The 21,663-nt window shown below is 52.0% G+C and carries 22 protein-coding genes and 1 pseudogene; 9 read left to right on the plus strand and 14 right to left on the minus strand.

Going from position 1 to position 21,663, the window contains the following annotated elements; translation table 11 throughout:
• From KUC_RS20150 to leuC, 3 genes are all read right to left on the minus strand, one after another.
• A partial coding sequence (locus tag KUC_RS20150) for an isocitrate/isopropylmalate family dehydrogenase (RefSeq protein ID WP_244264839.1) occupies positions 1-144 on the minus strand: 144 nt, incomplete at its 3' end.
• Between the two features lie 158 nt (positions 145-302).
• Positions 303-950 carry a 3-isopropylmalate dehydratase small subunit gene (gene leuD, locus KUC_RS16900; RefSeq protein WP_007114453.1) on the minus strand — a complete coding sequence of 216 codons (648 nt, stop codon included), beginning with the start codon at positions 948-950 and terminating at the stop codon, positions 303-305.
• Between the two features lie 3 nt (positions 951-953).
• On the minus strand, positions 954-2,405 hold the full coding sequence (gene leuC, locus KUC_RS16905; protein WP_007114454.1) for a 3-isopropylmalate dehydratase large subunit: 1,452 nt from the start codon (positions 2,403-2,405) through the stop codon (positions 954-956).
• Positions 2,406-2,575: 170 nt separating this feature from the next.
• Between leuC and KUC_RS16910 the strand changes: the two genes are divergently transcribed.
• From KUC_RS16910 to KUC_RS16930, 5 genes are all read left to right on the plus strand, one after another.
• Positions 2,576-3,478, plus strand: a complete 903-nt coding sequence (locus KUC_RS16910; RefSeq protein WP_007114455.1) for a LysR family transcriptional regulator — start codon at positions 2,576-2,578, stop codon at positions 3,476-3,478.
• A gap of 323 nt (positions 3,479-3,801) precedes the next feature.
• Positions 3,802-6,231, plus strand: a complete 2,430-nt coding sequence (gene pgaA, locus KUC_RS16915; protein ID WP_040481335.1) for a poly-beta-1,6 N-acetyl-D-glucosamine export porin PgaA — start codon at positions 3,802-3,804, stop codon at positions 6,229-6,231.
• Positions 6,228-8,189, plus strand: coding sequence for a poly-beta-1,6-N-acetyl-D-glucosamine N-deacetylase PgaB (pgaB, locus tag KUC_RS16920; protein ID WP_040481337.1), 1,962 nt, complete (start codon positions 6,228-6,230; stop codon positions 8,187-8,189). The genes pgaA and pgaB overlap by 4 nt, the downstream gene beginning before the upstream one ends.
• Positions 8,186-9,436 carry a poly-beta-1,6-N-acetyl-D-glucosamine synthase gene (gene pgaC / locus KUC_RS16925; RefSeq protein WP_007114458.1) on the plus strand — a complete coding sequence of 417 codons (1,251 nt, stop codon included), beginning with the start codon at positions 8,186-8,188 and terminating at the stop codon, positions 9,434-9,436. Before pgaB ends, pgaC begins: the two co-directional genes overlap by 4 nt.
• Positions 9,426-9,836 carry a hypothetical protein gene (locus KUC_RS16930; RefSeq protein ID WP_040481339.1) on the plus strand — a complete coding sequence of 137 codons (411 nt, stop codon included), beginning with the start codon at positions 9,426-9,428 and terminating at the stop codon, positions 9,834-9,836. Before pgaC ends, KUC_RS16930 begins: the two co-directional genes overlap by 11 nt.
• A 153-nt stretch (positions 9,837-9,989) precedes the next feature.
• Here KUC_RS16930 and KUC_RS16935 read toward each other — a convergent pair whose 3' ends face one another.
• From KUC_RS16935 to KUC_RS16945, 3 genes are all read right to left on the minus strand, one after another.
• A complete protein-coding gene (locus KUC_RS16935) occupies positions 9,990-10,673 on the minus strand; it encodes an NAD(P)H-binding protein (RefSeq protein WP_007114460.1) in 684 nt (227 codons plus the stop codon).
• A gap of 169 nt (positions 10,674-10,842) precedes the next feature.
• Positions 10,843-11,217, minus strand: coding sequence for a hypothetical protein (locus tag KUC_RS16940; protein WP_007114461.1), 375 nt, complete (start codon positions 11,215-11,217; stop codon positions 10,843-10,845).
• 16 nt (positions 11,218-11,233) lie between these two features.
• Positions 11,234-11,764, minus strand: coding sequence for a macro domain-containing protein (locus KUC_RS16945; protein WP_007114462.1), 531 nt, complete (start codon positions 11,762-11,764; stop codon positions 11,234-11,236).
• Positions 11,765-11,977: 213 nt separating this feature from the next.
• On the opposite strand from KUC_RS16945, the gene KUC_RS16950 reads away from it, so the two are divergent.
• The 3 genes from KUC_RS16950 to rlmF all read left to right on the plus strand — a co-directional run bounded on the left by KUC_RS16950 (position 11,978) and on the right by rlmF (position 13,597).
• Positions 11,978-12,250: a type II toxin-antitoxin system Phd/YefM family antitoxin gene (locus tag KUC_RS16950; protein ID WP_007114463.1), complete on the plus strand. Its 273-nt coding sequence runs from the start codon at positions 11,978-11,980 to the stop codon at positions 12,248-12,250.
• Positions 12,231-12,500 carry a Txe/YoeB family addiction module toxin gene (locus tag KUC_RS16955; protein ID WP_040481340.1) on the plus strand — a complete coding sequence of 90 codons (270 nt, stop codon included), beginning with the start codon at positions 12,231-12,233 and terminating at the stop codon, positions 12,498-12,500. The genes KUC_RS16950 and KUC_RS16955 overlap by 20 nt, the downstream gene beginning before the upstream one ends.
• A 158-nt stretch (positions 12,501-12,658) precedes the next feature.
• A complete protein-coding gene (gene rlmF / locus KUC_RS16960; protein WP_007114465.1) occupies positions 12,659-13,597 on the plus strand; it encodes a 23S rRNA (adenine(1618)-N(6))-methyltransferase RlmF in 939 nt (312 codons plus the stop codon).
• 59 nt (positions 13,598-13,656) lie between these two features.
• Here the strand turns inward: rlmF and KUC_RS16965 are convergent, their stop codons facing one another.
• From KUC_RS16965 to KUC_RS16980, 4 genes and pseudogenes are all read right to left on the minus strand, one after another.
• A complete protein-coding gene (locus KUC_RS16965; RefSeq protein ID WP_007114466.1) occupies positions 13,657-15,279 on the minus strand; it encodes an endo-1,4-beta-xylanase in 1,623 nt (540 codons plus the stop codon).
• Between the two features lie 233 nt (positions 15,280-15,512).
• Positions 15,513-16,763, minus strand: coding sequence for an amidase family protein (locus KUC_RS16970; protein ID WP_007114468.1), 1,251 nt, complete (start codon positions 16,761-16,763; stop codon positions 15,513-15,515).
• Between the two features lie 336 nt (positions 16,764-17,099).
• Positions 17,100-17,531 (minus strand): annotated as a pseudogene (locus tag KUC_RS16975) (transposase); the annotation flags it as partial.
• A 370-nt stretch (positions 17,532-17,901) separates the two neighbouring features.
• On the minus strand, positions 17,902-18,789 hold the full coding sequence (locus KUC_RS16980; protein ID WP_167537997.1) for an NmrA family NAD(P)-binding protein: 888 nt from the start codon (positions 18,787-18,789) through the stop codon (positions 17,902-17,904).
• 95 nt (positions 18,790-18,884) lie between these two features.
• Between KUC_RS16980 and KUC_RS16985 the strand changes: the two genes are divergently transcribed.
• On the plus strand, positions 18,885-19,793 hold the full coding sequence (locus KUC_RS16985; RefSeq protein WP_040481417.1) for a LysR family transcriptional regulator: 909 nt from the start codon (positions 18,885-18,887) through the stop codon (positions 19,791-19,793).
• Between the two features lie 111 nt (positions 19,794-19,904).
• Here the strand turns inward: KUC_RS16985 and KUC_RS16990 are convergent, their stop codons facing one another.
• The 4 genes from KUC_RS16990 to KUC_RS19485 all read right to left on the minus strand — a co-directional run.
• Positions 19,905-20,219, minus strand: coding sequence for a HigA family addiction module antitoxin (locus KUC_RS16990; protein WP_007114472.1), 315 nt, complete (start codon positions 20,217-20,219; stop codon positions 19,905-19,907).
• Between the two features lie 14 nt (positions 20,220-20,233).
• Complete coding sequence (locus KUC_RS16995; RefSeq protein ID WP_040481342.1) at positions 20,234-20,515, minus strand: type II toxin-antitoxin system RelE/ParE family toxin; 282 nt, start codon at positions 20,513-20,515, stop codon at positions 20,234-20,236.
• Between the two features lie 120 nt (positions 20,516-20,635).
• Positions 20,636-20,989 carry a nuclear transport factor 2 family protein gene (locus KUC_RS17000; RefSeq protein WP_040481344.1) on the minus strand — a complete coding sequence of 118 codons (354 nt, stop codon included), beginning with the start codon at positions 20,987-20,989 and terminating at the stop codon, positions 20,636-20,638.
• 198 nt (positions 20,990-21,187) lie between these two features.
• Positions 21,188-21,663 (minus strand): transposase (locus KUC_RS19485; protein WP_154649796.1); only part of this gene is annotated, 476 nt, incomplete at its 5' end.

A 21,663-nucleotide genomic window follows, 5' to 3' on the forward strand; every position in this document is an offset into this window, starting at 1 on the left:
ATCGTAGGCAGAGCCGCCCACCAAACCCTCTTCGACGTCAATATCCAAGCCCGCTTCTTGGCAAGCTTTTAACAAGCGTGCCGCCTGGGCAGCAATCTCGGGGCCAATACCGTCGCCCGGTAATAACAAGACCTTGTGTGTCATGCAAATTCCTTAGCATTTACAACTAAATAACTTAAGGACAACGGCAGGTCTCTGCGAGGGCGCTGTAAACCCATCCCTGGGCGCTACTTTCGCCATCCTTGGCGAAAGACCCTCGCGCCGACCTGCCCTTGCCCCTGTATAGGGACTTTCCCAAAGTATTACGCAGACTGACGAAACAACCAGGGGCGCGCGGCTTTATGCTTCTGCTCAAAGGCACGAATGGCGTCTTCGTCTTTTAGCGTCAGACCAATATCGTCCAGCCCTTCTAGCAGGCAGTGCTTGCGGAACTCATCGACTTCAAACTCTAAAATTTCGCCGCTGGGGGTCACTACTCGCTGATTTTCTAAATCCACATCCAGTTGGTAGCCTTCGCTTAACTCCACCTCGGCAAATAGGCGATCGACCACATCTTCTGGGAAGGTAATCAGTAAAATGCCGTTCTTGAACGAGTTGTTATAGAAGATATCGGCAAAACTGGGGGCAATCACCACTTTAAAACCAAAATCTTCCAGCGCCCAAGGGGCGTGCTCGCGTGAGCTACCGCAACCAAAGTTACGCCGCGCCAACAGCACTTCAGAACCTTTGAAGCGCTGCTGGTTCAAGACGAAATCAGGATTGAGCGGGCGCTGCGAGCAATCCTGCCCCGGCTGGCCTTCATCCAAGTAACGCAATTCGTCAAACAGGTTAACGCCGAAGCCGGTGCGCTTGATCGATTTCAAAAACTGCTTCGGGATAATCAAATCAGTATCGACGTTGGCGCGGTCAAGGGGCGCTACCACGCCTTTAAAACGTTCAAATTTTTTCATGGCTTAGGCCTCCTGAGCGTGAGTGGCGTCGTTGGCAGGCAAGCTGCGGACATCGACAAAGTGACCGGCGATTGCCGCTGCCGCTGCCATGGCAGGGCTGACCAAGTGGGTGCGGCCACCGTAGCCCTGCCGCCCTTCGAAATTGCGGTTAGAGGTAGAAGCGCAGTGTTCACCAGCACCCAGTTTGTCAGCGTTCATGGCCAAACACATGGAACATCCCGGCTCGCGCCACTCAAAGCCTGCTTCAATAAAGATCTTATCCAAGCCCTCGGCTTCTGCTTGTCGCTTTACCAAGCCAGAACCCGGCACCACCATCGCCAGTTTGATCGAGTTAGCCACTTTATTGCCTTTGGCGACTTTGGCGGCTTCCCGCAGATCTTCAATACGCGAGTTGGTGCAGGAGCCGATAAAGATTTTATCCAACTTGATATCAGTGATTTTCTGATTGGCGTGAAGACCCATGTACTCTAAGGCACGAGTGTGGCTGCGCTGCACGGTTTCATCTAGCGCGGCTAGCGGGTCGGGTACTTGGCCAGAAATACCGGTGACCATTTCCGGGCTGGTGCCCCAGCTCACCTGCGGTTCGATCTCTTCAGCCTGCAAAATGACAACTTTATCGAACTGCGCATCGTCATCAGAGACCAAATTGCGCCAATCCGTTACGGCGGCTTCCCACTGCTCGGCGGTCGGTGCAAAGGGGCGCTTGGCAAGATAGTCAATGGTAGTGTCGTCCACGGCGATCAAACCTACCCGTGCCCCCGCTTCAATCGCCATGTTGCACACGGTCATGCGCCCTTCCATAGAGAGCGAGGCAATCGCGCTACCGGCAAACTCAATCGCATAACCAGTGCCGCCAGCGGTGCCGATCTTGCCGATAATGGCCAGTACCACGTCTTTAGCAGTAACACCAAGGCCAAGTGCACCTTCCACGCGCACCTGCATATTCTTCATTTTTTGCGCCAGCAAGCACTGGGTTGCCATTACGTGCTCGACTTCCGAGGTGCCGATACCGTGGGCCAAGGCGCCAAAGGCCCCGTGGGTAGCGGTATGGGAATCACCACACACCACGGTCATACCCGGCAGCGTGGCGCCCTGCTCGGGGCCGACCACGTGCACGATACCCTGACGCGGGTCGTTGATTTTGAACTCTTCAATGCCGTACTCAAGGCAGTTGTCGTCCAGGGTTTGCACCTGAATCAACGACACCGGGTCTTTAATACCGCTGTTACCCTCGGCGCGCTCTTTAATGGTAGTAGGCACGTTATGGTCGGGCGTGGCCAGGTTGGCATCCAAACGCCACGGCTTACGGTTGGCTAAACGCAAGCCTTCAAATGCCTGGGGGGAAGTTACTTCGTGGAGCAACTGGCGGTCAATGTAGATCAACGCGGTGCCGTCATCGCGCTGCTTCACCAAATGTTGATTCCAAAGTTTGTCGTAAAGCGTTTGGCCTGACATATGACTCTCCTGGGCAGTGCCCTGCTAGTTCGGTATGGCCGCCTCTATGGGCTGCTTATCTAACTATCTAGTTATCTATGCCAAGAGTGTTACGCGACTCGCGCATAAAAGCAATTCATGTTACTTATAGATTAGATTCCAAATAGGAATACAAGCCTAGGAACACGTGAATGGACACCCAAAGCCTACAAGCCTTTTTGGCCGTGGCGGATACGCAAAGTTTCTCACGGGCGGCGGAACAGCTGCACCTTACCCAGCCAGCGGTAAGCAAGCGCATTGCCACCTTGGAATCTCAAGTAGGCACACGGCTTTTTGACCGAATCGGCCGGCGCATTGCGTTAACCGAAGCCGGTAATATGCTGCTGCCCCAAGCGCGGCGTATTCTGTTTACCGTTGAAGACAGCCGCCGGGCGCTAGCCAATCTTTCTGGTCAAGTGGGCGGCAAGCTCACCCTGGCCACCAGCCACCATATTGGCTTACACCGCTTACCACCGCTATTAAAGCAGTACACACAGCGCCACCCGCAAGTTGAGTTAGATCTACACTTTCTGGATTCTGAGCAGGCTTACCAGGGTGTGCTGGATGGCACTCTGGAAATGGCTGTGGTGACTCTCGCCCCCCACCCCCACGAGCAACTGCAAGTCGAAGAGCTATGGCGCGACCGGCTGTGTTTTGCCTGTGCAATTGACCACCCCCTCGCCTCTCACGCAAAAGCCCAATCTCGCACCCGGCAAGGTGCGTTATCGCTCTCCACGCTTTGCGATTTTAACTGCGTCATGCCTGGGGCCAAAACCTTTACCGGCTCGCTAATTGCCCAGCGCTTTGCAGAGGTAGGCTTACAATTGCCCGTCAGCATGGCGACCAACTATTTAGAAACATTGAAAATGATGTGCAGCGTCGGATTAGGTTGGAGCCTGCTGCCGGAAAAGATGATCGACAGTGAACTCGTGGAACTTGAAGTTGACACAGCCCCCATCCACCGTCCGTTAGGGTATTTAGTGCATACCAATCGAACGCTTTCTAATGCAGCGCGCAGGATGATTGAGCAGCTGGAGGCAGCAATAGAAACATAAAGTTACAATCAATTAACTGATGTTAAATATAGTTACCGAAAACGCTGCATAAGCGTCTGTACGTCAGAAGGTCAGAAGGACCTTTGTCACTATCATCGAATTGAGCATTGTTGGCCCTGCGCGAAGTTAAAGGAAGTTTTATTCATCATTTTAAGGGTCTTCATCATAGCGTCAGCATGAGAAAATCCCCCCATTTGACTGATGATATTCCTCTCCAAGTTCACGTTTTAGTCCAATATTTACCTAAAGATACTCCTATATAATGAAAAGATACATTTGATTACAAATATGTCGTCATTTTCATTCTGGGTAGGAATATCACCATGCATAACCGTCCTAGCTCCCTACTGCCGATTTGCCTACTCGCCTGCCTAGCGTCGGACGTAGCATATGGGCAAACGACGACCGACGCACAACGCGAAGCATTGGTTATCCAAGCACGTCAGGGGGCTCTGGAAACATCAATTGATGGTTTACAGACACTTTATCACCAAACACGCGATGTTCGCGTCCGCGAAGATTTAGTAGCACTACTGGTTCGAGCCGGACGCCACCAGGAAGCGCTCGCGGTTTGCAGCTGGTGCCAAACGGAAAACTACAGTGATTCAGAACTTGCCAACCTAGCGGGGGCTGCACGTAGCGCGGGTGAGTACGATAAGGCGCTGGAACTGTTTCGTACGCTCACCTATCGCGACCCATCAAACGCACAGGGTTGGCTTGGTCAATCGTTAGTCCATACCGACATGGGCAACTATACATTGGCAGATATATCCCTACAGCAGTACAACCAAGTAGTTGGTACGACGACAACGGCGGGTCTTGAAGCAAGAGGCTATCTTGCTGCACGAACCGCTAATGCCATGCAAGAACTGGATGCCCGCCAAGCATTGGTCGCGCAAGACCCTAGCAACACAAGTGAACTGCATGCACTTTATCGACTGGCGGTAGGCTTGGGCGCAAGCTCTGCAGCGCGCCGCATTATGCAAACCAACCCTGAAGTTTTCACTGAAAATGACCGCCTATGGCTTACTTATTACGAGGGGGTAACTGATATACGCCTAGGCATCCACACGGATCAACCTTCAAGGACCCGCAGCGGTCTTGAACAGCTAAATAACGTACTGAATACCCCGGCCGCTCCCCAAGAACTCGTCACTATCGCCGAGTACGACAAGGTAGTAGCGCTGGCTGAATTAAGACGTTTCTCAGAGGCAGAAGCGCTAGCCGTAAGACTAGAGAACCAGCACGGCCAGTTACCCAGCTATGTGACCCGCGCCAGAGCCCATGCACTAAACGGCATGGGTCGACCCAAAGAAGCCATCGTACTCTATGAAAGTCTGATTCAGCAGAACCCCACACAGGCAACCAACCCCGACGACCCGCTTAACGAAGGGCTGTTTTACAGTTACACCGATGCCCAGCGCTTTCGCGATGCGGACAGACTATTAGAAGAGTGGCGCGCCAGTGAACCCGAGCAGCGCTTAGACTTCACTCGAACCGTTCGCATAGAAAACCCCAACTATCAAAAAGTATTGCTGTTAGGTGTACTACTTGATGCTTGGCGCGGCCGCACCGAGGAGGCCAGCGAGCGCCTCGCTGAGTATCAGAGCCAAGCACCTGCCGACCCTTATTTGTGGCTAATAAAAGGTGATATCGAACGCGATAGGGGCTGGCCAAGAAAGGCCGAAGCATCTTACCAACAAGCCGTTCCCTTACTGCCTCCAGACCGGCAGGAAGTTGCCCACCAAGGGATACTGCTTGCTAGGTTACAGCGCGGCCAATGGAAAGGCACCACCACCGAGATTGCTAAAGAAATTGCACAGGCACGTCCAAGCGCATCGCGGGACGATATGTCCCGTGAGTGGCGCGAGCTCCGTGCTCCTCAATTGAGTACCTCATTCGAACGTAGCAAAGGACAAGGAAGCGGCACTCAAGCATCTAGAGAATGGCGCTATGAAGTACTCCTGGAGGGTCCTCGCAATGACAACGGCTCCCGCCCGTTCGCGCAGCGTATTGGCCAGTTCGGTGAGTTTGATGATGAAAATCTCTATGCCTCTTACAACGTAGCCGGCTACGAATGGAATCTGCACCCTGCCACGCTAACCCTGGCAGCGGGACATGGTTCACAGCTCAACGACGACTTCATGGCGCTTGCCGAGCTGCAATATACGCCAACGGATCACATCACCACCACGCTGGGCGTCGAAATTAACACTACCGATACCCCACTGCGGGCTCTGCGCGATGGCATTAATGCCGACCGCTACCGTGCTGAACTGGCTTATCGCCGCGACGAGCGAGGTGCAGGTGCCATCGGCGTAATGGCTACCGACTTTGACGATAGCAACCTTCGCCAGTCTGTTTACGGATATTGGAACCAAACTCTCTACCACCTGGATCGCTGGCAGGTTAATGGCGAGGTTCAAGCGTCTGCATCACATAATGATGAGCTTGAAGCCAGCTATTTCAATCCTCGGCGCGATGCCAGCCTTGCCGGTGTGCTGACCCTCAGCTACGAAATGCCAATTGATTATCGTCAGTCTTTTATCCAGTCACTTTCCATCGGTTCAGGTCGTTACTGGCAGAAAGATTACGACAGTGAAAACACTTGGTCGATTGGCTATCAACATAGCTGGGAGTTACTCCCCAACGTGAATTTCGAGTACGGCATCGCACGCGAAAGAGCCGTCTACGACGGTGTTCCTGAGTATGACAACGTTATTTCAGCCGGCTTTGTATGGAGATTCCTATGACACTCTGGCGCCTCATTATACTGAGTGCGGTTTTGCTGATCATCGTCAATATTCAGCAGGCCCAGGCCGCCCGCTCAGCGGATGATTATGTAGTTATTAGCTACCACGACATCGTGGATGCCAGTGTCACCCCCGAACTGGATATCTACTCGCAGACCATCACGCGCAGCCGGCTAATTGAACACTTTAACCTGATTTCCGTGGGTGGTTATAACCCGGTTAGTTTGCAGCAAATTATTGATGCCAAAGCGGGTGGGCCACCCCTGCCCGAAAAAGCCGTGCTGCTGACCTTCGATGATGGCTATCGTAGCTTCTACGATATCGTCTTTCCGTTACTAAAACTGTATAACTTCCCAGCGGTGCAAGCAGTGGTGGGCAGTTGGTTGGATGTGCCCGCTGGCGGACAGGTGCCCTACGGCAATATTTTCCTGCGCCGTGATCGCTTTCTTACCTGGGAGCAGGTCAAAACCCTGGGTGAATCACCTCTGGTGGAAATTGCCTCCCACACCTACGACCTTCACTACGGTGTGATCGGCAACCCCATGGGTAACGAGCAGGCAGCTGCCGTGACTAGCATTTGGAACCCACGCAGTGGTTACGAAAGCGAAGCCGCCTACCTTGAGCGGATACGCAACGATATGACACTGACACACCAGCGGTTTCAGGAACATTTAGGCAGCACGCCCCGCATTATGGTGTGGCCTTACGGTGCTTACAGCGAAGCGACACTCAGTATTGCCGCAGAATATGGCATGACTTATACCTTCAGTTTGCTCAGTGCGCCAAACCAGCTTAACGACTCCATGCGTAGCATGAATCGCTACCTCATCGACCAGGAAACTAGCCTAGAAACGATGGAGGAGATTCTGTCCAACCGCGTATGGCAGACAGAAGAGCTACGCATCGTGCACGTCGACCTGGATTACGTCTTTGATCCAGACCCTATTCAGCAGGAGCTAAATCTCGACCGACTGATCGAGCGTATATCCCGCTACGGCGTTAGCACCGTCTATCTCCAGGCCTATGCGGATCCGGATGGTGACGGTGTGGCCGACGAACTCTATTTCCCCAACCGCCATTTGCCGGTCAGAGCCGACCTTTTCAACCGCGTGGCTTGGCAGTTAAAGAAACGCGCCAATGTAAAGGTGTACGCGTGGATGCCAGTGCTGTCATTTGATCTTGGGTCTGGTTATCAATACGTCACCGATGTAAGAACCAACAATGAATCACCCGATCACTACCGTCGGCTTTCACCCTACGTGGCAGCGAACCGCAACACCATACGTGAGATTTACCAAGATCTTGGCCGACTGACAAAGTTCGATGGCTTGCTGTTTCACGATGACGCCTTCTTTACTGATTTTGAAGATGCCAACCCAGAAGCCTTGGCGGCCTATGAGCGCGCGTCTTTACCAAGCGACATTAACGCCATTCGTAACGACGAAAATTTAATGACCACATGGACCCGCTTTAAGGCTGAATACCTGACCGATTTCACTTACGAGTTGGAGCAGGCCGCTAACTTCTACCGCCAAGCCGACAACAAAGTATTTACCACCTCGCGCAACCTCTATGCCGTCACGGTGATGGAACCGCGTAGCCAGCGTTGGTTTGCACAAGACATTCAAAACTTCGCCGCTGGCTACGACTATGTTGCGGTGATGGCCATGCCCTATATGGAAGAGGCAGAGAACCCAAATGAGTGGCTGAGAAACCTTGCCCAGCGTTCGCTAGCACAGGTAAGTGCCGACCAATTGGTCTTTGAACTGCAAGCACAGGATTGGCGCACCCAAATCCCCATACCCAGTGAGGAGATAGCACAGTGGGTGCGTATTCTGCGCGAAGAGGGCATCAAACACATTGGCTATTATCCGGATGATTTTCATCAAAACCACCCCGTCATCAATGTGATGAGGCCAGTGTTCTCTATCGGGCGTCGGTTTAGGGCAATCCAATGAACATTCTCGACTACCTAGCCGTTTTCACCCTGGGCTACCCAAGCCTAATGGCAACTATATGGATCTGCGGCGGGATCTATTTTTACCTGCACTGGGAACGTAAGCAGCCCTGGCCCGCAACGTTTGAATGGGACGAAAAAGCCCCAAGCGTAACGGTTTTGCTGCCCTGCCATAACGAAGAGGCGAATGTGGATGAGACGATTCACCACCTCTTCAAACAGAACTACCCACTCATGGATGTCATTGCCGTCAACGATGGCAGCAAAGATGACACCGCAAGCAGGCTTGACGCCTTAGCACTGGAGTACCCCGCGTTAACGGTGCTCCACCAAGACAATCAAGGCAAAGCTAGCGCCATGAATAATGGCTTAAGCCATGCCACCGGCGACATCATCGTCGGGATCGATGGGGACGCGATACTCGACTACGACGCCATTGGCTATATGGTTGGCCATTTTCTTAGCAGCCCAAAGGTGAGTGGGGTCACCGGAAACCCCAGGGTGAGAACCCGCTCCACCGCTATCGGCAAGATTCAAACCGGCGAATTTTCCGCCATTATCGGCCTGATCAAGCGTGCACAGCGCATATACGGAATGGTGTTTACAATTTCTGGCGTCATTTGTGCGTTTCGGCGTAAAGCACTGGAAGAGATTGGCGGTTGGAACACCGATATGATCACCGAAGATATCGATGTTAGTTGGCGCTTACAGATTCTAGGTGGGCAAGTTCGCTACGAGCCCAGAGCCATGTGTTGGGTGCTTATGCCCGAAACTCTGCGCGGGCTCTTCAAGCAGCGTCTTCGGTGGGCCCAAGGTGGCGGCGAGGTTTTTCTGCGCTACTTCTCCCAGACTATTCGTTGGAAAAACCGCGGTTTTTGGCTCCTCATGCTGGAATATATCGTCAGCGTGGTTTGGTGCTACTCAGTGATCGCACTGTTGATCGCCTGGCTGGTTTCTCAAATTGTAGTGCCGATGGCATGGCCCATTACCGCAAAGTCGCTCTCCTATTTTGGCAGCATCTTGATCGCCATCAGCTTTATCCAGTTCACCGTCAGTTTCTATATTGACAGCCGCTACGACAAAGAGATATTCCGCTGCGTTTATTGGAGTATCTGGTACCCGTTCGCCTATTGGATCATTAATATGGCCACCGTCGTTATCGCCTTTCCCAAAGCAATGATGCGCCAAAAGGGAAGGCACGCCACCTGGACTAGTCCTGACCGAGGGGAGCAATTCCATGAACAATAAACTAATGCCCGTTATCATCGACAACCCCTGCCAGAAAGGTTGGGGCTACCGATCCCGCGATACCTTAATCACCCTTGCCACCCTGGCACTTTGGATACTGGTGATGACCAGGATGTATATGTTCTTCATCGTGGAAGAAGCGATCCTCGAACAGCTCATTGGATCGGTCATGTTAAAAATAGTCCTGGTCGGTTTTGTCGTTACCTTCCTGATGTTTCACTGCTGGGCCGTTTATAACAAATATCTCTATACCAGCTACTTAAAACGGCAGCTGCGCCACTTCCAGCAGCCAACGCTTGAAATCGAGAACGACACGGATAACGAGATAGACAGCAAAATCGAAAGCTATCAAATGCACGAACAAGAAAAAGTCGGTATACCCAACCAAGCAACTAACTAAACCAGCACGCGACCTTCCATTCAGGCCTCAAGGCCTGAGTGGAAGGCATTTCTTCGCTTAGTAACAAGCACATGAGAAACGAACAGCGAGGCACCCGCGGGAGCACCGCGAAGCGGTGCCAGAAAATGGCCCCATAACTATAAACTCGGCGATTCACAGTCCAAGCTGATGCATTTCAGCATTCGATAACACAAAATATGGCCCTTTAAGACCAGCATCAAATGCCACCACAATCATCGCCGCCGCAACGCGCGCAACAGAAATAGGACGAACCGTTTTGGGCAACAACGACGCGGTAGGCGCAAGCACCGCGCTTGCTAACGTTTCAGCAAAACGACCGTCATATGGCCGCCCTAACAGCAATGAAGGGCGCGCAAAAAATACGCTCGCCAACCCTAGCCCCTGAATATCGCGCTCCACCTTGCCTTTAACGCGATTATAAAAGCTCGCCGAACGAACATTGGCGCCAAGTGCGGTTATTACTCCTAACCTCCTAACACCCGCCGTTTTACAAGCACGGGCAAACCCAAGCACCAAACCATGATCGATACGACGAAACGCCTCTTCACTGCCTGCCTGTTTTTTCGTGGTACCCAACGCAACAAAAGCCACCGAGCCAGAAGGAATCAGCGGCGTTACTTGCGGCTCCAACTGATCAAAATCGACAAGATGCGTTTGAATTTTAGAAGTGATGGCACCAGGAAAATCACGCTGCAAATTTAGCTCACGACGAGCTATCAAGATAACGTTAGCCACCTCATCCCGCTGACTCAACTGCGTGACTAACTGCGACCCCACCGCCCCCGTCGCGCCTATAACTACGGCTGAGGCATGCATTGCCTTTTCCTCTGGGTGGAATTAATAGGTGCTACACACTAAGTCAAAATGATGCATGGGATTGGAAAAATAATGTTTGTTTCACGTACGTACGCATAAGCAATCCACCAGCGAAGACCCTACGGCTATAAAGAGTCTTCGTTTTAACGGTACTAAATGTGAGCTAGACCTATCTCGGATCAGTATCGTGAATCACCACTTTGGGAGCTGGGGCGATACCCATTTTGTAAACGTTCCACTGGCGATCCGTGGGTGGCAATTCATCCTCGCAGGTAATTTCATAAGCTAGATGCCCGTCCAAGCGGCAGATACGCCAAGATTTAAAGCCAATTGAATAGGAAATGGCCGGGCTTCTTGCCGCTTTGCCATCAGCCCTATCCCAGGCCATTCTGCCGTTCCAATAACCGCGTTGAGACATAACACCTGCTTCGGATTGGGTCGGCGGCGCTTCTGACGGTACATAAAAGCCATCTACCTCAGGTAGGCCGGAACCAGAAACTTCGATAAATAACGTATTAGGCTGGAGCTGTTCGGTGTCAGTCATTTTGACTCCTGTTTGATTAACGATTGAAGCGGGCGAAAGCCTGCTGAAGAGTTTGCAGCGCCGCTTCGTTGAAGAGTACAAAGCGGATCAAGCGCACGCTCTTCAAGGTGGGCAGCACGGCTTCAAGCGCATTCGCGCACACTTGAGCGGCCTCTTCCGCCGGGTAGCCAAAAGCACCGGTGGAGAGCGCCGGAAAAGCCAGCCGCTCGATGCCATGCTCATCGGCCAGTTTCAGTGCATTGCGATAACAATCCGCCAGCAACTGATCCTCCGGCTTATCGATGCCGTATACCGGGCCCAAACAGTGAATCACCCAACTGTTTGGCAGGTTATGCCCGCCGGTGAGTACCGCCTGGCCTGGCTTGATCGGCGCCATAGGCCGCCCTTCTTCTGCCAGGCCAGGCCCAGCAGCGCGATGAAGCGCCCCAGCGACGCCACCGCCGGTTCTCAGTTGCGCATTAGCGGCATTGATCACGGCGTCTACATCGGGCTGTTGGGCGATATCTCCCACTACACATTGCACGCTGATGCTGTTGTTGTCGCTCATAAGCTCCTCCGTCGGTTACCACATCTCAAGAAGCGGCCACTAGTAAAGGGCCTCTTTACTGCGGCAAGTGACGAAAGTGTAGTCTGAACAGAGCGTTGCTGCTTACGCGGTAGAGCAGGCTAAGCCGCAAAGATAAAGCCATCACATACTTGGCATTATGAGTGGCCCCCACCTATAATAGTACGGAAATACCGTACATAAAAGGTGGCTACTATGGATACCATTAGCGTCAATAAGTTTAGGGACAATCTAAAAACCGTTGTTGAACAAGTTATTAGCCAACACGAACCGCTGAAAGTGACTCGCCGAGCGGGTGAAGCATTTGTCGTAATGAGTGCCGACGATTGGGAAAGAGAACAAGAAACGCTTTATGTTCTCCAGAACAATAATTTGATGCAACAAATCTCCGAATCATTCAAAACCCACGCCAACGGCCAAGGCTACCAACCGACAAAAGAAGAACTCAATGAGATCACTGGTATTTGAGGGAAGCACTTGGGAAGCCTATGAAGCAATGCGGGAAAAAGACAAGAAACTGCATAAGGCGCTTTGCAAGCTACTCAAAGAAATGCTCCGTTCCGGTGACCCTTCTTCTGGCCTTGGTAAACCCGAACCGCTTAAGCACAATCTAATTGGCTTATGGTCAAAACGCATATCGCAGAAAGATCGCTTAGTGTACCGCTTTGATGAAAACGCTATTTACATCTTCGCAATCGGTGGCCATTACGACCAGTAATAACCTGCTGGCTATGCGGCGTGCCGGAGCGCAGTAATAGCCGGAGGCCTGTCGCTTCTTTCGGACTACCGAGTAAGCTCAACACAACCATTACGGTTATAATCACGGGCTAAGCTAAACCCTCTCACTTTTAAACGCCAAGCGTCAGGCCTATTACTGTGAACACCCTCCATGAAAGTGAAAAAAGCCGAGCCAAGCCTGTTCGCAAAGGCCTGCACCCGAACAATCTACACAACCGAGGCTATGACTTCCCTGCTCTGGTAAAAAGCCACCCAGCACTAGCTCCCCATGTAAAACCGAACGCTCATGGCGAGCGTTCCATCGATTTCGCAGACCCATTGGCCGTAAAAACGCTCAACGCCGCGTTATTAAACCGATACTACAATATTGTCGGTTGGGATATTCCTGTGGGTGCGCTTTGCCCACCCATCCCAGGCAGAGCCGACTATATCCATTACATGGCGGACTTAATTGGGCTTGGGGGTGAACAGGCCAGCATCAAGCTGCTCGATATAGGCACGGGTGCCAATGGCATCTACCCGCTATTGGCCTGCCAAATTTACGGCTGGCAGTGTGTTGGTAGCGACATTAACGCTCAGTCGCTGGAGAACGTCGCCAGGATTATCGCCAACAACCCCACGCTCGAAGATCGCTTCACGCTGCGCACCCAACACGATAAAAACCACATATTTGAGGGGATCATTCAACCTGGGGAATTTTTTGACGTCAGCGTCTGCAATCCCCCCTTCCATGCCTCGCTCGATGAAGCCCTTAAAGGTAGTCAGCGTAAACTGAATAACCTTGCGCGTAATCGCGGTGAACAAAAAGCAACAACCCAATCGCCCGCGCTGAATTTTGGCGGGCTGGGAGCAGAGCTTTGGTGTAAGGGCGGCGAACAGCTATTTCTTAAAAAGCTAATCAGGGAAAGCCAAGCGTATTCAACTCAATGCCGCTGGTTTAGCAGCCTGGTTTCAAAAGCCGACAATGTTAAGCCTGCCAAGAAACTGATCAGTAAGCTCGGTGCAGTGGATATACGGGAACTAGAGATGAAGCAGGGCAATAAGGTAACGAGGGTGTTGGCCTGGACTTTTATCTGAGCCATTACTGAAGTGGGGCTTAGTTATGCGAAACCTGCCGTGACATATAAGTACGTCGCTCAAGAAGGAAAACGGTCAGTGACGCTTTGTGCCATCTCATCCAATTTATTGGAAAGCGCTTGGTAGGACAACTTGGGTTGATACTGGGCATCGTAAATCAGCCCGTTACCATGGTTGTAATAGTCGTACCACTCATTAAGTGACGACCAACGGTCGGTGAAGCCCCACATGGTGAACGAGTGCGCACCCGCTTCGATGCACGCTTCCAAGTAGGTCGCGTACCACGCTGCAACCGCTTCCGGAGTAGTTGCTAAGCTCCGGTGCGGGTTAATGTCCAGCTCCGACACCCGGACCTCGATACCCAGCGACTTGAAGCGAGCAATGGCCGACTTCAAGTGTGCCTTGGTCACAGACGGCGTATTGGATCGCCAGCTCGCCTGGTACTCAGCGTTCATGTCTTCGTGCATCTGCAAGCCGATGCCATGAATGGGCACGCCGGCAGTTTGCAACTCGACCACCAGGTTGAACAGGAAGTCCTGTTTGTCACCAGCCTCTTCACAACCCCACTCGTTAATGAACAGAAGTACGTCCGGATCCACTTCATGGGCTTTACGTAATGCCCGTTCAATGTAGCCACGTCCTAATGCCTGGTACCAGACGGAATCACGGAGCTGGTCTGTCCAATCCAGGAACGGCTCGTTGATCAAATCAAACGACACCATGCGGCCCTTATAGCGACCGAACAACCTCTCGATATGCTCGTCGAGAATCTTTCCCACTTCGGTAGCGGTGATGGTTCCATCGAGCCAGCCATCCCACAGCCACTGTGGGGTCGCTTCGTTCCACGCCACCGTGTGGCCATGCACGTCCATGCCATTACGTTCGGCGTAGTCGATCAGCTTATCCGACTCATAGAAGTCGTAGACCCCACGGGCAGGCTGGATGAACTGGAACTTCATGCAGTTCTCAGGGGTGAGCTGGTTAAACTCATTGCCTAGAATCGTGCGGTACTGATCATCGAACACCATCGGGTAGGTAGCCACCGCGGTACCTATGCGGAACTTACCGGCCTTGTCACGCAAGGTGCCCGCTGTCTTAGGCACACTACGCACAGGCGTCTCTTCCACGGTACCGGTAGTGGTGATCTGGGTGACAAAGAACGTTGCACCCACATTCGCTTCATCCAGACTTAGATAAACCACCCCGTCGGCAAACAGACACATATCCGACTGACGTGTAACTTCCACACCGTTGGTCAGGAACACAAGCTCTGTGCCCTCACGCTTGAAGGTGTAAATCACATTGTTGCCGACACTGGCAGCAGCATTTCCCGCCTCGGTATTGTCAGGGTGATACATTGTCCAGTAACACCAGTCACCGTTGACGATCTGGGCCTTGAAGGTGCTCATTGCGCAGTACCACTCATCCTGCACCATCGGGATAACCCCGTGGAACAAGAAGTAGGTGGAGTTGGCGGCGGTCAGCGTAGCGGTAATATTGATCTCAAAGTCCCCCGCCACCTGAAAGCGCATTGCCAGGTTGAGCGACGGGTTTTGTACCGGTGCGTCTGTGCTTTCAGGCAACGGCGAAAGCTTACGGTCGAGGCCTTCAAACAGCACGCCATTGGATTGCAAGGTGGCCCCAGAAAAGCCTTCCCACAAACGGAATGCAGCATTGGTCACAGGAACACCTCCAAAGAATTGTATCAGGGCGTTTTCCCACGCATCAGCTGTTGGTTTTTGAGGAACCATTACCCTTGAAGTGCAGCACTCTGACCATTTCTTGTTTGTTTTTTATCTTGCCAACACTTTGGCGTCAGTGGTGGCTTTCTTCAACGGTTGCATTCACCGGCGATGCGCAGCTTTATCGCGCAGTGTCCGGTGGAATGATTGGTTGGGCATCTGGGCTCTGTGCGTTACGTAGTTACGGAACATAAGTCTAACCCGACTGGTTGCGAACCCCACAAGTGCAGACTGGCGTCGAGTAGAAACTCATCTTGATAGTGACCAGCTGTCAGAGAAAGCCCAACAGGAATACCATTAACCTGAGCCAGTGGAATGGTGATCTCGGGTAACCGGGCAACACCAGCAAACGATGTGACGGCCATAGTACGGTCGTAATAATCGAGTACAGAATTAAGGTTGCTGCCAGTGAGTGTGCCCTTCTTCGGGGCAAGCACAGGAGCCGTCGGGTAACAGAAAATATCGCCCGGCTGAGTGAACGCGGCAACCCGTGAAAAGAGGGCTTCGCATAAGTTCAGGGCGTCGCTCATCGTGCTGCGGTCGAACTGTTCGACGTTACGATATCCTGCCTGGAAGTTCGGTCCTTGTTCGGGTCGATTTTCCTGAATCCATCCTCCAATGGCGTTGGCAACTTCCGCCGTCTGGAGTATCCGAAGAGCATCCTCGTTGCACGATTTCAGGCTGACGTCCAAGCCGGTGATATCGCGCAGAGAAACAGAGGCGACGGTGACGTTAGGGAAATTCCCCAAATGCGTAATGCACTCGGACAAGGCGTTCTGGATCGCAGGGTCGGCTAGTGCGAAGGCTTCCTTCACCAAATAGATATTTTTCACTGGTGGTACTGCAACGTCATGGCTGCGAAGAAGTACACGCATCGTTTGGCGCAGAATAGGAAGATTTTGAGCCAATACGCCAACAGTGCTGACACTTGGCGCAAAAGGAAGAACTCCGGCTTCGGAGATGCGGTGCAAACTTGGCCGCATGCCGAACACCCCACAAAGGCTGGCGGGAATCCGGATTGATCCGCCGCAGTCGGTACCCAGCGCAAAGTCTACCAACCCACATGCGACTGCCGACGCCGAGCCACTCGAAGACCCGCCGGGGATCCGATCCGGGGCGCGTGGGTTCACTGGCGTACCGTAGAAGTAGCTCTCGCCGTCCAGACTGTAGGTAAATTCGTCGGCTATTGTTTTGCCGACGCAACGCGCTCCAGCCATCAACAGTTGTTCCACACAAACCGCATTGTAGGCGGCTCGCGGATGTGCTTCACGCCATGGCTTACTACCATAGGAGGTAAATCGATCACGGATATCGATGTTGTCTTTAACTGCAAAGCACAAACCATCCAATGTGCCAGATGCATAGGGGGCTATTTCAAAGAGTTCAACAAAAGCGTTGGAGGACTGGAAATCGTAAGTTTTCATTGGTGGCCTGCGATATAAGTGCAATAGTCACACGTGTGTATGGTGTTTGATGTCCAACGAGGCTGTAGAAAAATACGATTTAGAGCCATCTCCACCGCCTGTCATCCTAATTTATTGACCAAGCCAGTCATCTGGCTGGCTGGGTCATTATAATATCGGCATTCAGCCACTTGAGCACCCAACTAAAGCTAGTTGAAGACGGGTTCCACTACAGACATACGATGACGGTAAATTTCTTTGCCCTTGGGACTATCGACCCGGTGCTTCATCCAGTCGACATAATTTGGTAAGCGATTGTTATCGATAATAAAAGACACTTGGCGACCAGCACCACTGCGATGGCTTGCAGCCGCCGATGGCAAAGAACTCGTTACCCAACAAGCCTTGTTCGTGGCACACCAGCAGCACTTGTTCGAACAGCGCTTCAATCTCATAGGTATGCCGACTGACGAAGCTTGCCAGGGTGGTGAAGTGAGGCACGGTATCGCAGGAGAGCGCTTTGAAAATGATGTTGGTCTCGCGACACCATTGCATCTCGCGGCTGGAGGTGATGCCTTTTGAGTAAGCAAACAGGATGATCTTAAGCAGGATGGCCGGATCATAGACTAGCCGACCGGCCGCGTCGTTGCGATACTTAGGATGGAAGACGGACAAGTCGAGCTTGTGTTCAATCAGGTAGTGTTCAAAGGTGCCTGGCTGGAGCTGATCTTGGTAGCTGATCACCACAATGGCGTTCTGATCGTAGTTATAAGCCTTGAAGCGCGGCATGCTGACCACTCCTCGTCTGTTTTTTCGATCCTACCAAAACTTAGGCGTCGGAGGGGTTTTCTACAGGCTCAACGCCAATGCTTTGCGGCAATTTTGGAGCCGCAGAGCGGTGGAAAAATTTTCCGACAACAGTGACTTGTTAAGCGCTGTACAGTTAACGCAACTCACTGCGCTCTTCGTCTGACTACGCCCCACAAATCCTTGTGAAGGTTTCATACTCAATCAGCAGTTTTCTACCAAGGGTAATATTTTTCTCGAACTGGTAGCATAAACACAATCGCTCATTTGTCTCTGGAACGAGTGAGATCGGGCATGGCCGCCGTGCCCGATCACTTGTCATTGTACTGTGTTCCAGTAGTAAGAGAGGCTCTTACCCTACAGCCAGTGCATCAATCACCGCATCAAGCTTTACGGTCCCCGTACGACGCTCAACGTTCAATCTATCATGAAAGGCTATATGGCCAGAGTTAATCCCTTGGGTCATTTCAATGAATCCGGAGATGGCCGCTGATGAAAAACCTTGGCCAGCTATCGATTGCGCCCAGTCTGATTCCGGTATTGAGGCAGGCTGTATCGCTTCTCCGAGTTTCAGGGATAAGTGCTCCGCGATATCCTTCGGGGAGTACCTAACAGGACCTTCCAGGTCAATAATTCGCACACCTTCCCAATTTTCACAGAGAGCTTCGGCCGCTATGCGGCCGATATCTGCTGTTGCGATCATCGGGAACTTTTGATTCAACGGCGAAAGAAAACTGGGTAATTGATACTGGTGTACAGCCATTTTAACGAGCGACCCCCAGTTTTCCATAAAGTACGCTGCACGAAGGAATGTTACAGGTAATCCTGTATCGCTTAAGGACTCCTCAAGCATACGATTCATGGCGATCCAGCCGGTTCCCTCGGGTTGCTCTGCACCGATTGACGAGAGGGCAACCAGCTTGGGCAGCTTCGCCACTTTTGCCGCCTCCGCAATGGAGTGAGCCATCAATTCAGCCTGTGAAAAAAGATCCTCTGACGAATACTGCTGGGGGCTGACGATGTACGCACCGTCCGCACCAGAAAAGGCCTTACATAGGTCAGAGCTGTCTGAGAAATCAGCCACAGCGACTTCAGCTCCGAGAGCCGCCCACACTTCCCCCTTTGGCTCATCTCGCACGACAACCCGCAAACGTTTTCCGGCATCGAGCAGTGTTTTTGCAGCAGCAGATCCTGTGCGGCCTGTAGCGCCTGTTACAACATACAATTCGGTAGTGCTCATCATTCCTCTCCTAGTTAAGAACCTTGATGGATTCGGTTTGAGGAATGCTATACAGTCCACTAATATTTGAAAAATGCATACAGGTTATATTGGGCATGCAAAAACTGGATATAGGCGAGGTCGATCTCAATCTTCTCAAGTTGTTTGACGCCTTGCTGAAAGAAGGCAGCGTCACAGGCGCGGGCGCACGGTTAGGGCTTAGCCAGCCTGCCGCGAGTCGGGGTTTAGGACGCTTGCGCCGATTGTTGAACGACCGGATTCTGGTGCGAACAGCCAACGGATGGGAGTTAACGCCAAGAGCGCTCGCATTGTCAGCATCGGTGACCAAGTTGCTTGATGATGCACGCGCAATCGTCGCACCTTCGGAATTTCATCCAGGCACCGCAACAGGACGATTTACAGTTGCCACAGCGGATCATTTAGCCCTCTTATTGATGCCTGAGCTGGTCGCTAAGCTTGCCTCGTCGGCACCCGGGATTGATCTGGTCATGCCTGCACCAGTGGGCGACAACGTCGATTTGATTGCTCAGGGTGGCGCTGATCTGGCGGTTGGCTCTTTCGAGGAGCTGCCTGCAAGGTTTTACAGCAGACGGCTCTATGATGAAGATTTTGTCTGTGTGGTTCGCCAAAGTCATCCGATAATCGCCGAACAACTGACGCTCGAAAATTTTGTCTCGTTGTCGCATCTTTCGGTGATTATCACCGGCCAGGGAAGGAGTGCCGTGGATGACGCGTTAGCGCAACACGGGCTCACTCGAAGAATTGCGGTACGGACCCCTCACTTCTTGGTTGCTCCCATGATTGTGGCCGAAAGTGATTTGATCCTATCCATTCCACGTAGATTGGCCCATCGAATTGCCAGGTCAGCCCCTATTGAAATACTCGAACTACCTATAGAAATACAGCCATTCACGCCAACTATTATCTGGCATGAAAGGCAGCATTATGATCCTGCTCATGTATGGCTTCGCAACCAGATTGTAGAAATTGCCCGTGAATTGTAAACAATATTTGATTCGCACCCATTATTCGTGGGCAACTTGGCTAGGGTGCTTAACGCCCGCCATCACCGGTGACAAAACCTCAGCGGAGCGGAGGGTTTGGCATCCGCATGGTTATGCAGCGGTTAACGGCTTAATCCGATCAACTTCCTCCTTGACCGATTGAGCCGCAGTCCACAAATCAATAGCGCGTTGTGCATTCAGCCAAAACTCTGGAGAGTTGCCAAACAAACGAGCCAGCCGAAGTGCCATTTCAGGGCTGACAGCGCGGCGTTCACGCAACAGTTCATTGACTGACTGGCGAGAGACGCCTAGAGACTCAGCCAGCCCTGCAACTGTCAGGTCATAGTCCGGCAAGAAATCCTCTCTCAGCATTTCACCAGGATGGGTGGGCTTGCGCTGCATGCCGGTAGTGTTAGGAAAAGTCATAGTCATTACCTCCCTCAGTGGTAGTCACACACCTCGACTTCGTATGCATCTCCATCTTCAAAACGAAAGCAGATACGCCACTGATCATTTATTGATATCGCGTGCTGGCCCTGCCTGTCTCCAGAAAGTGGATGAAGGCGGTTGCCGCGCGGCACTTTCAAGTCCTCCAACTGTTCGGCCAGGTTCACGTATTCAAGTTTCCTGGCAGCTCTCGGAGCGACATCCGCAGGAAATTTCTTTGACTTGCCCTTGGAGTAAAGCTCTTGAGTTCGTTTATCGGCAAAGGATTTGATCATAAGGCAAAGCGTATTCTGTCACGTGACGCGTGTCAACAAGAAGGGGAGCGACTGTATAACGCCCACCACACCGGGCAATTTGGAGCGCGAGCGGAAAATTGGTACGCGTGATGGCGCTTGTTAAATGGCACTGGGCACTACAGTAGATTGGTGATGCAGCATTTGCCAACGACCATTTTGTTTTACCCAAATAGAGCTTCGATAGGCTATTTCCCGAGCTGATTTTACCGATCGATACGTAACCAAAATGTGCTCATCGCCCAATGATCTGAACTCGAAATCACCGAACTGATAGGTGGTTGTGCTCGGAGTATTGGTGCTGTCTAATACGTCGCGCTTACGGATTACCATTCCGGAGCTAGCGAACTCAAGAAACTCATCTGATAGCAACTCCTGAAGACGAGCAGCATTCTTTCGGGTGACGGGATCTACCAACTCCATTTCTAAAGATTCGATTTCTCGGAAAGCGTCCATTTCTGATTCCATTTAACGAGGCTGTAGAAAAACCCGATTTCGAGCCGTCTCCACCGCCTTTCGTCCTAATTTACTTACTCAGCCAGTCATCTGGCTGAGTAATCTTAATAACGGCATTTAGCCACTAGAGCGCCCAACTAAAGCTTGTTGAAGACGGCCTTGTGCTCTTAAAAAGCAACTTATCCCGCTCTAAGCCCTTCATGACGCGACCAAATGACCATAATTCGCTAACTTCTCAATATTGTGCACCAAGCAGTAGAGCTGCCACTGACCTTGCACCTTTTTCTTACCCCGAAGACTGAAGCGGTTCAGTCTTTTCGTCGTGCCAATGTTGCCGAATACCGGCTCTACGACTGACATACGATGGCTGTAGATTTCCTTGCCCTTCGGGCTATCCACTCGGTGTTTCATCCAGTCGGTGTAATTGGGTAAGCGTTTGTTCTCGATAATAAAAGACACTTGTCGTCCTGCGCCATTGCGATGATCGGCCGAGCTCGGGTTCTGCATGCATCGGTATTTCTTTGGGCAGTGCCGACATTGCAGCAAACGCCCTTCAAAGTGTACCCGGATCTTGCCATTGTCAGTTTTTCGTTGCCCCCGATAGGACAGTTTTTCGCCAGTTGGGCAGATACACGTTAGCTCTACCGGATCAAACTGGAACGCGCTGGCGGGCG

It is taken from the genome of Vreelandella boliviensis LC1 (genome assembly GCF_000236035.1).
GTDB classification, from domain to species: domain Bacteria; phylum Pseudomonadota; class Gammaproteobacteria; order Pseudomonadales; family Halomonadaceae; genus Vreelandella; species Vreelandella boliviensis.

What these genes read in the sequence shown, in the direction of transcription:
- pgaA (WP_040481335.1), top strand. Translation starts at nt 3,802, where the DNA reads ATGCATAACCGTCCTAGCTCCCTACTGCCGATTTGCCTACTCGCCTGC.
- KUC_RS16990 (WP_007114472.1), bottom strand. Translation starts at nt 20,219, where the DNA reads ATGACTTTTCCTAACACTACCGGCATGCAGCGCAAGCCCACCCATCCT.
- KUC_RS17000 (WP_040481344.1), bottom strand. Translation starts at nt 20,989, where the DNA reads ATGGACGCTTTCCGAGAAATCGAATCTTTAGAAATGGAGTTGGTAGAT.
- KUC_RS16955 (WP_040481340.1), top strand. Translation starts at nt 12,231, where the DNA reads ATGAGATCACTGGTATTTGAGGGAAGCACTTGGGAAGCCTATGAAGCA.
- KUC_RS16995 (WP_040481342.1), bottom strand. Translation starts at nt 20,515, where the DNA reads ATGATCAAATCCTTTGCCGATAAACGAACTCAAGAGCTTTACTCCAAG.
- KUC_RS16985 (WP_040481417.1), top strand. Translation starts at nt 18,885, where the DNA reads ATGCAAAAACTGGATATAGGCGAGGTCGATCTCAATCTTCTCAAGTTG.
- pgaB (WP_040481337.1), top strand. Translation starts at nt 6,228, where the DNA reads ATGACACTCTGGCGCCTCATTATACTGAGTGCGGTTTTGCTGATCATC.
- KUC_RS16940 (WP_007114461.1), bottom strand. Translation starts at nt 11,217, where the DNA reads ATGACTGACACCGAACAGCTCCAGCCTAATACGTTATTTATCGAAGTT.
- pgaC (WP_007114458.1), top strand. Translation starts at nt 8,186, where the DNA reads ATGAACATTCTCGACTACCTAGCCGTTTTCACCCTGGGCTACCCAAGC.
- KUC_RS16910 (WP_007114455.1), top strand. Translation starts at nt 2,576, where the DNA reads ATGGACACCCAAAGCCTACAAGCCTTTTTGGCCGTGGCGGATACGCAA.
- KUC_RS16930 (WP_040481339.1), top strand. Translation starts at nt 9,426, where the DNA reads ATGAACAATAAACTAATGCCCGTTATCATCGACAACCCCTGCCAGAAA.
- KUC_RS16945 (WP_007114462.1), bottom strand. Translation starts at nt 11,764, where the DNA reads ATGAGCGACAACAACAGCATCAGCGTGCAATGTGTAGTGGGAGATATC.
- KUC_RS16970 (WP_007114468.1), bottom strand. Translation starts at nt 16,763, where the DNA reads ATGAAAACTTACGATTTCCAGTCCTCCAACGCTTTTGTTGAACTCTTT.
- KUC_RS16950 (WP_007114463.1), top strand. Translation starts at nt 11,978, where the DNA reads ATGGATACCATTAGCGTCAATAAGTTTAGGGACAATCTAAAAACCGTT.
- KUC_RS16980 (WP_167537997.1), bottom strand. Translation starts at nt 18,789, where the DNA reads ATGAGCACTACCGAATTGTATGTTGTAACAGGCGCTACAGGCCGCACA.
- leuC (WP_007114454.1), bottom strand. Translation starts at nt 2,405, where the DNA reads ATGTCAGGCCAAACGCTTTACGACAAACTTTGGAATCAACATTTGGTG.
- KUC_RS16935 (WP_007114460.1), bottom strand. Translation starts at nt 10,673, where the DNA reads ATGCATGCCTCAGCCGTAGTTATAGGCGCGACGGGGGCGGTGGGGTCG.
- leuD (WP_007114453.1), bottom strand. Translation starts at nt 950, where the DNA reads ATGAAAAAATTTGAACGTTTTAAAGGCGTGGTAGCGCCCCTTGACCGC.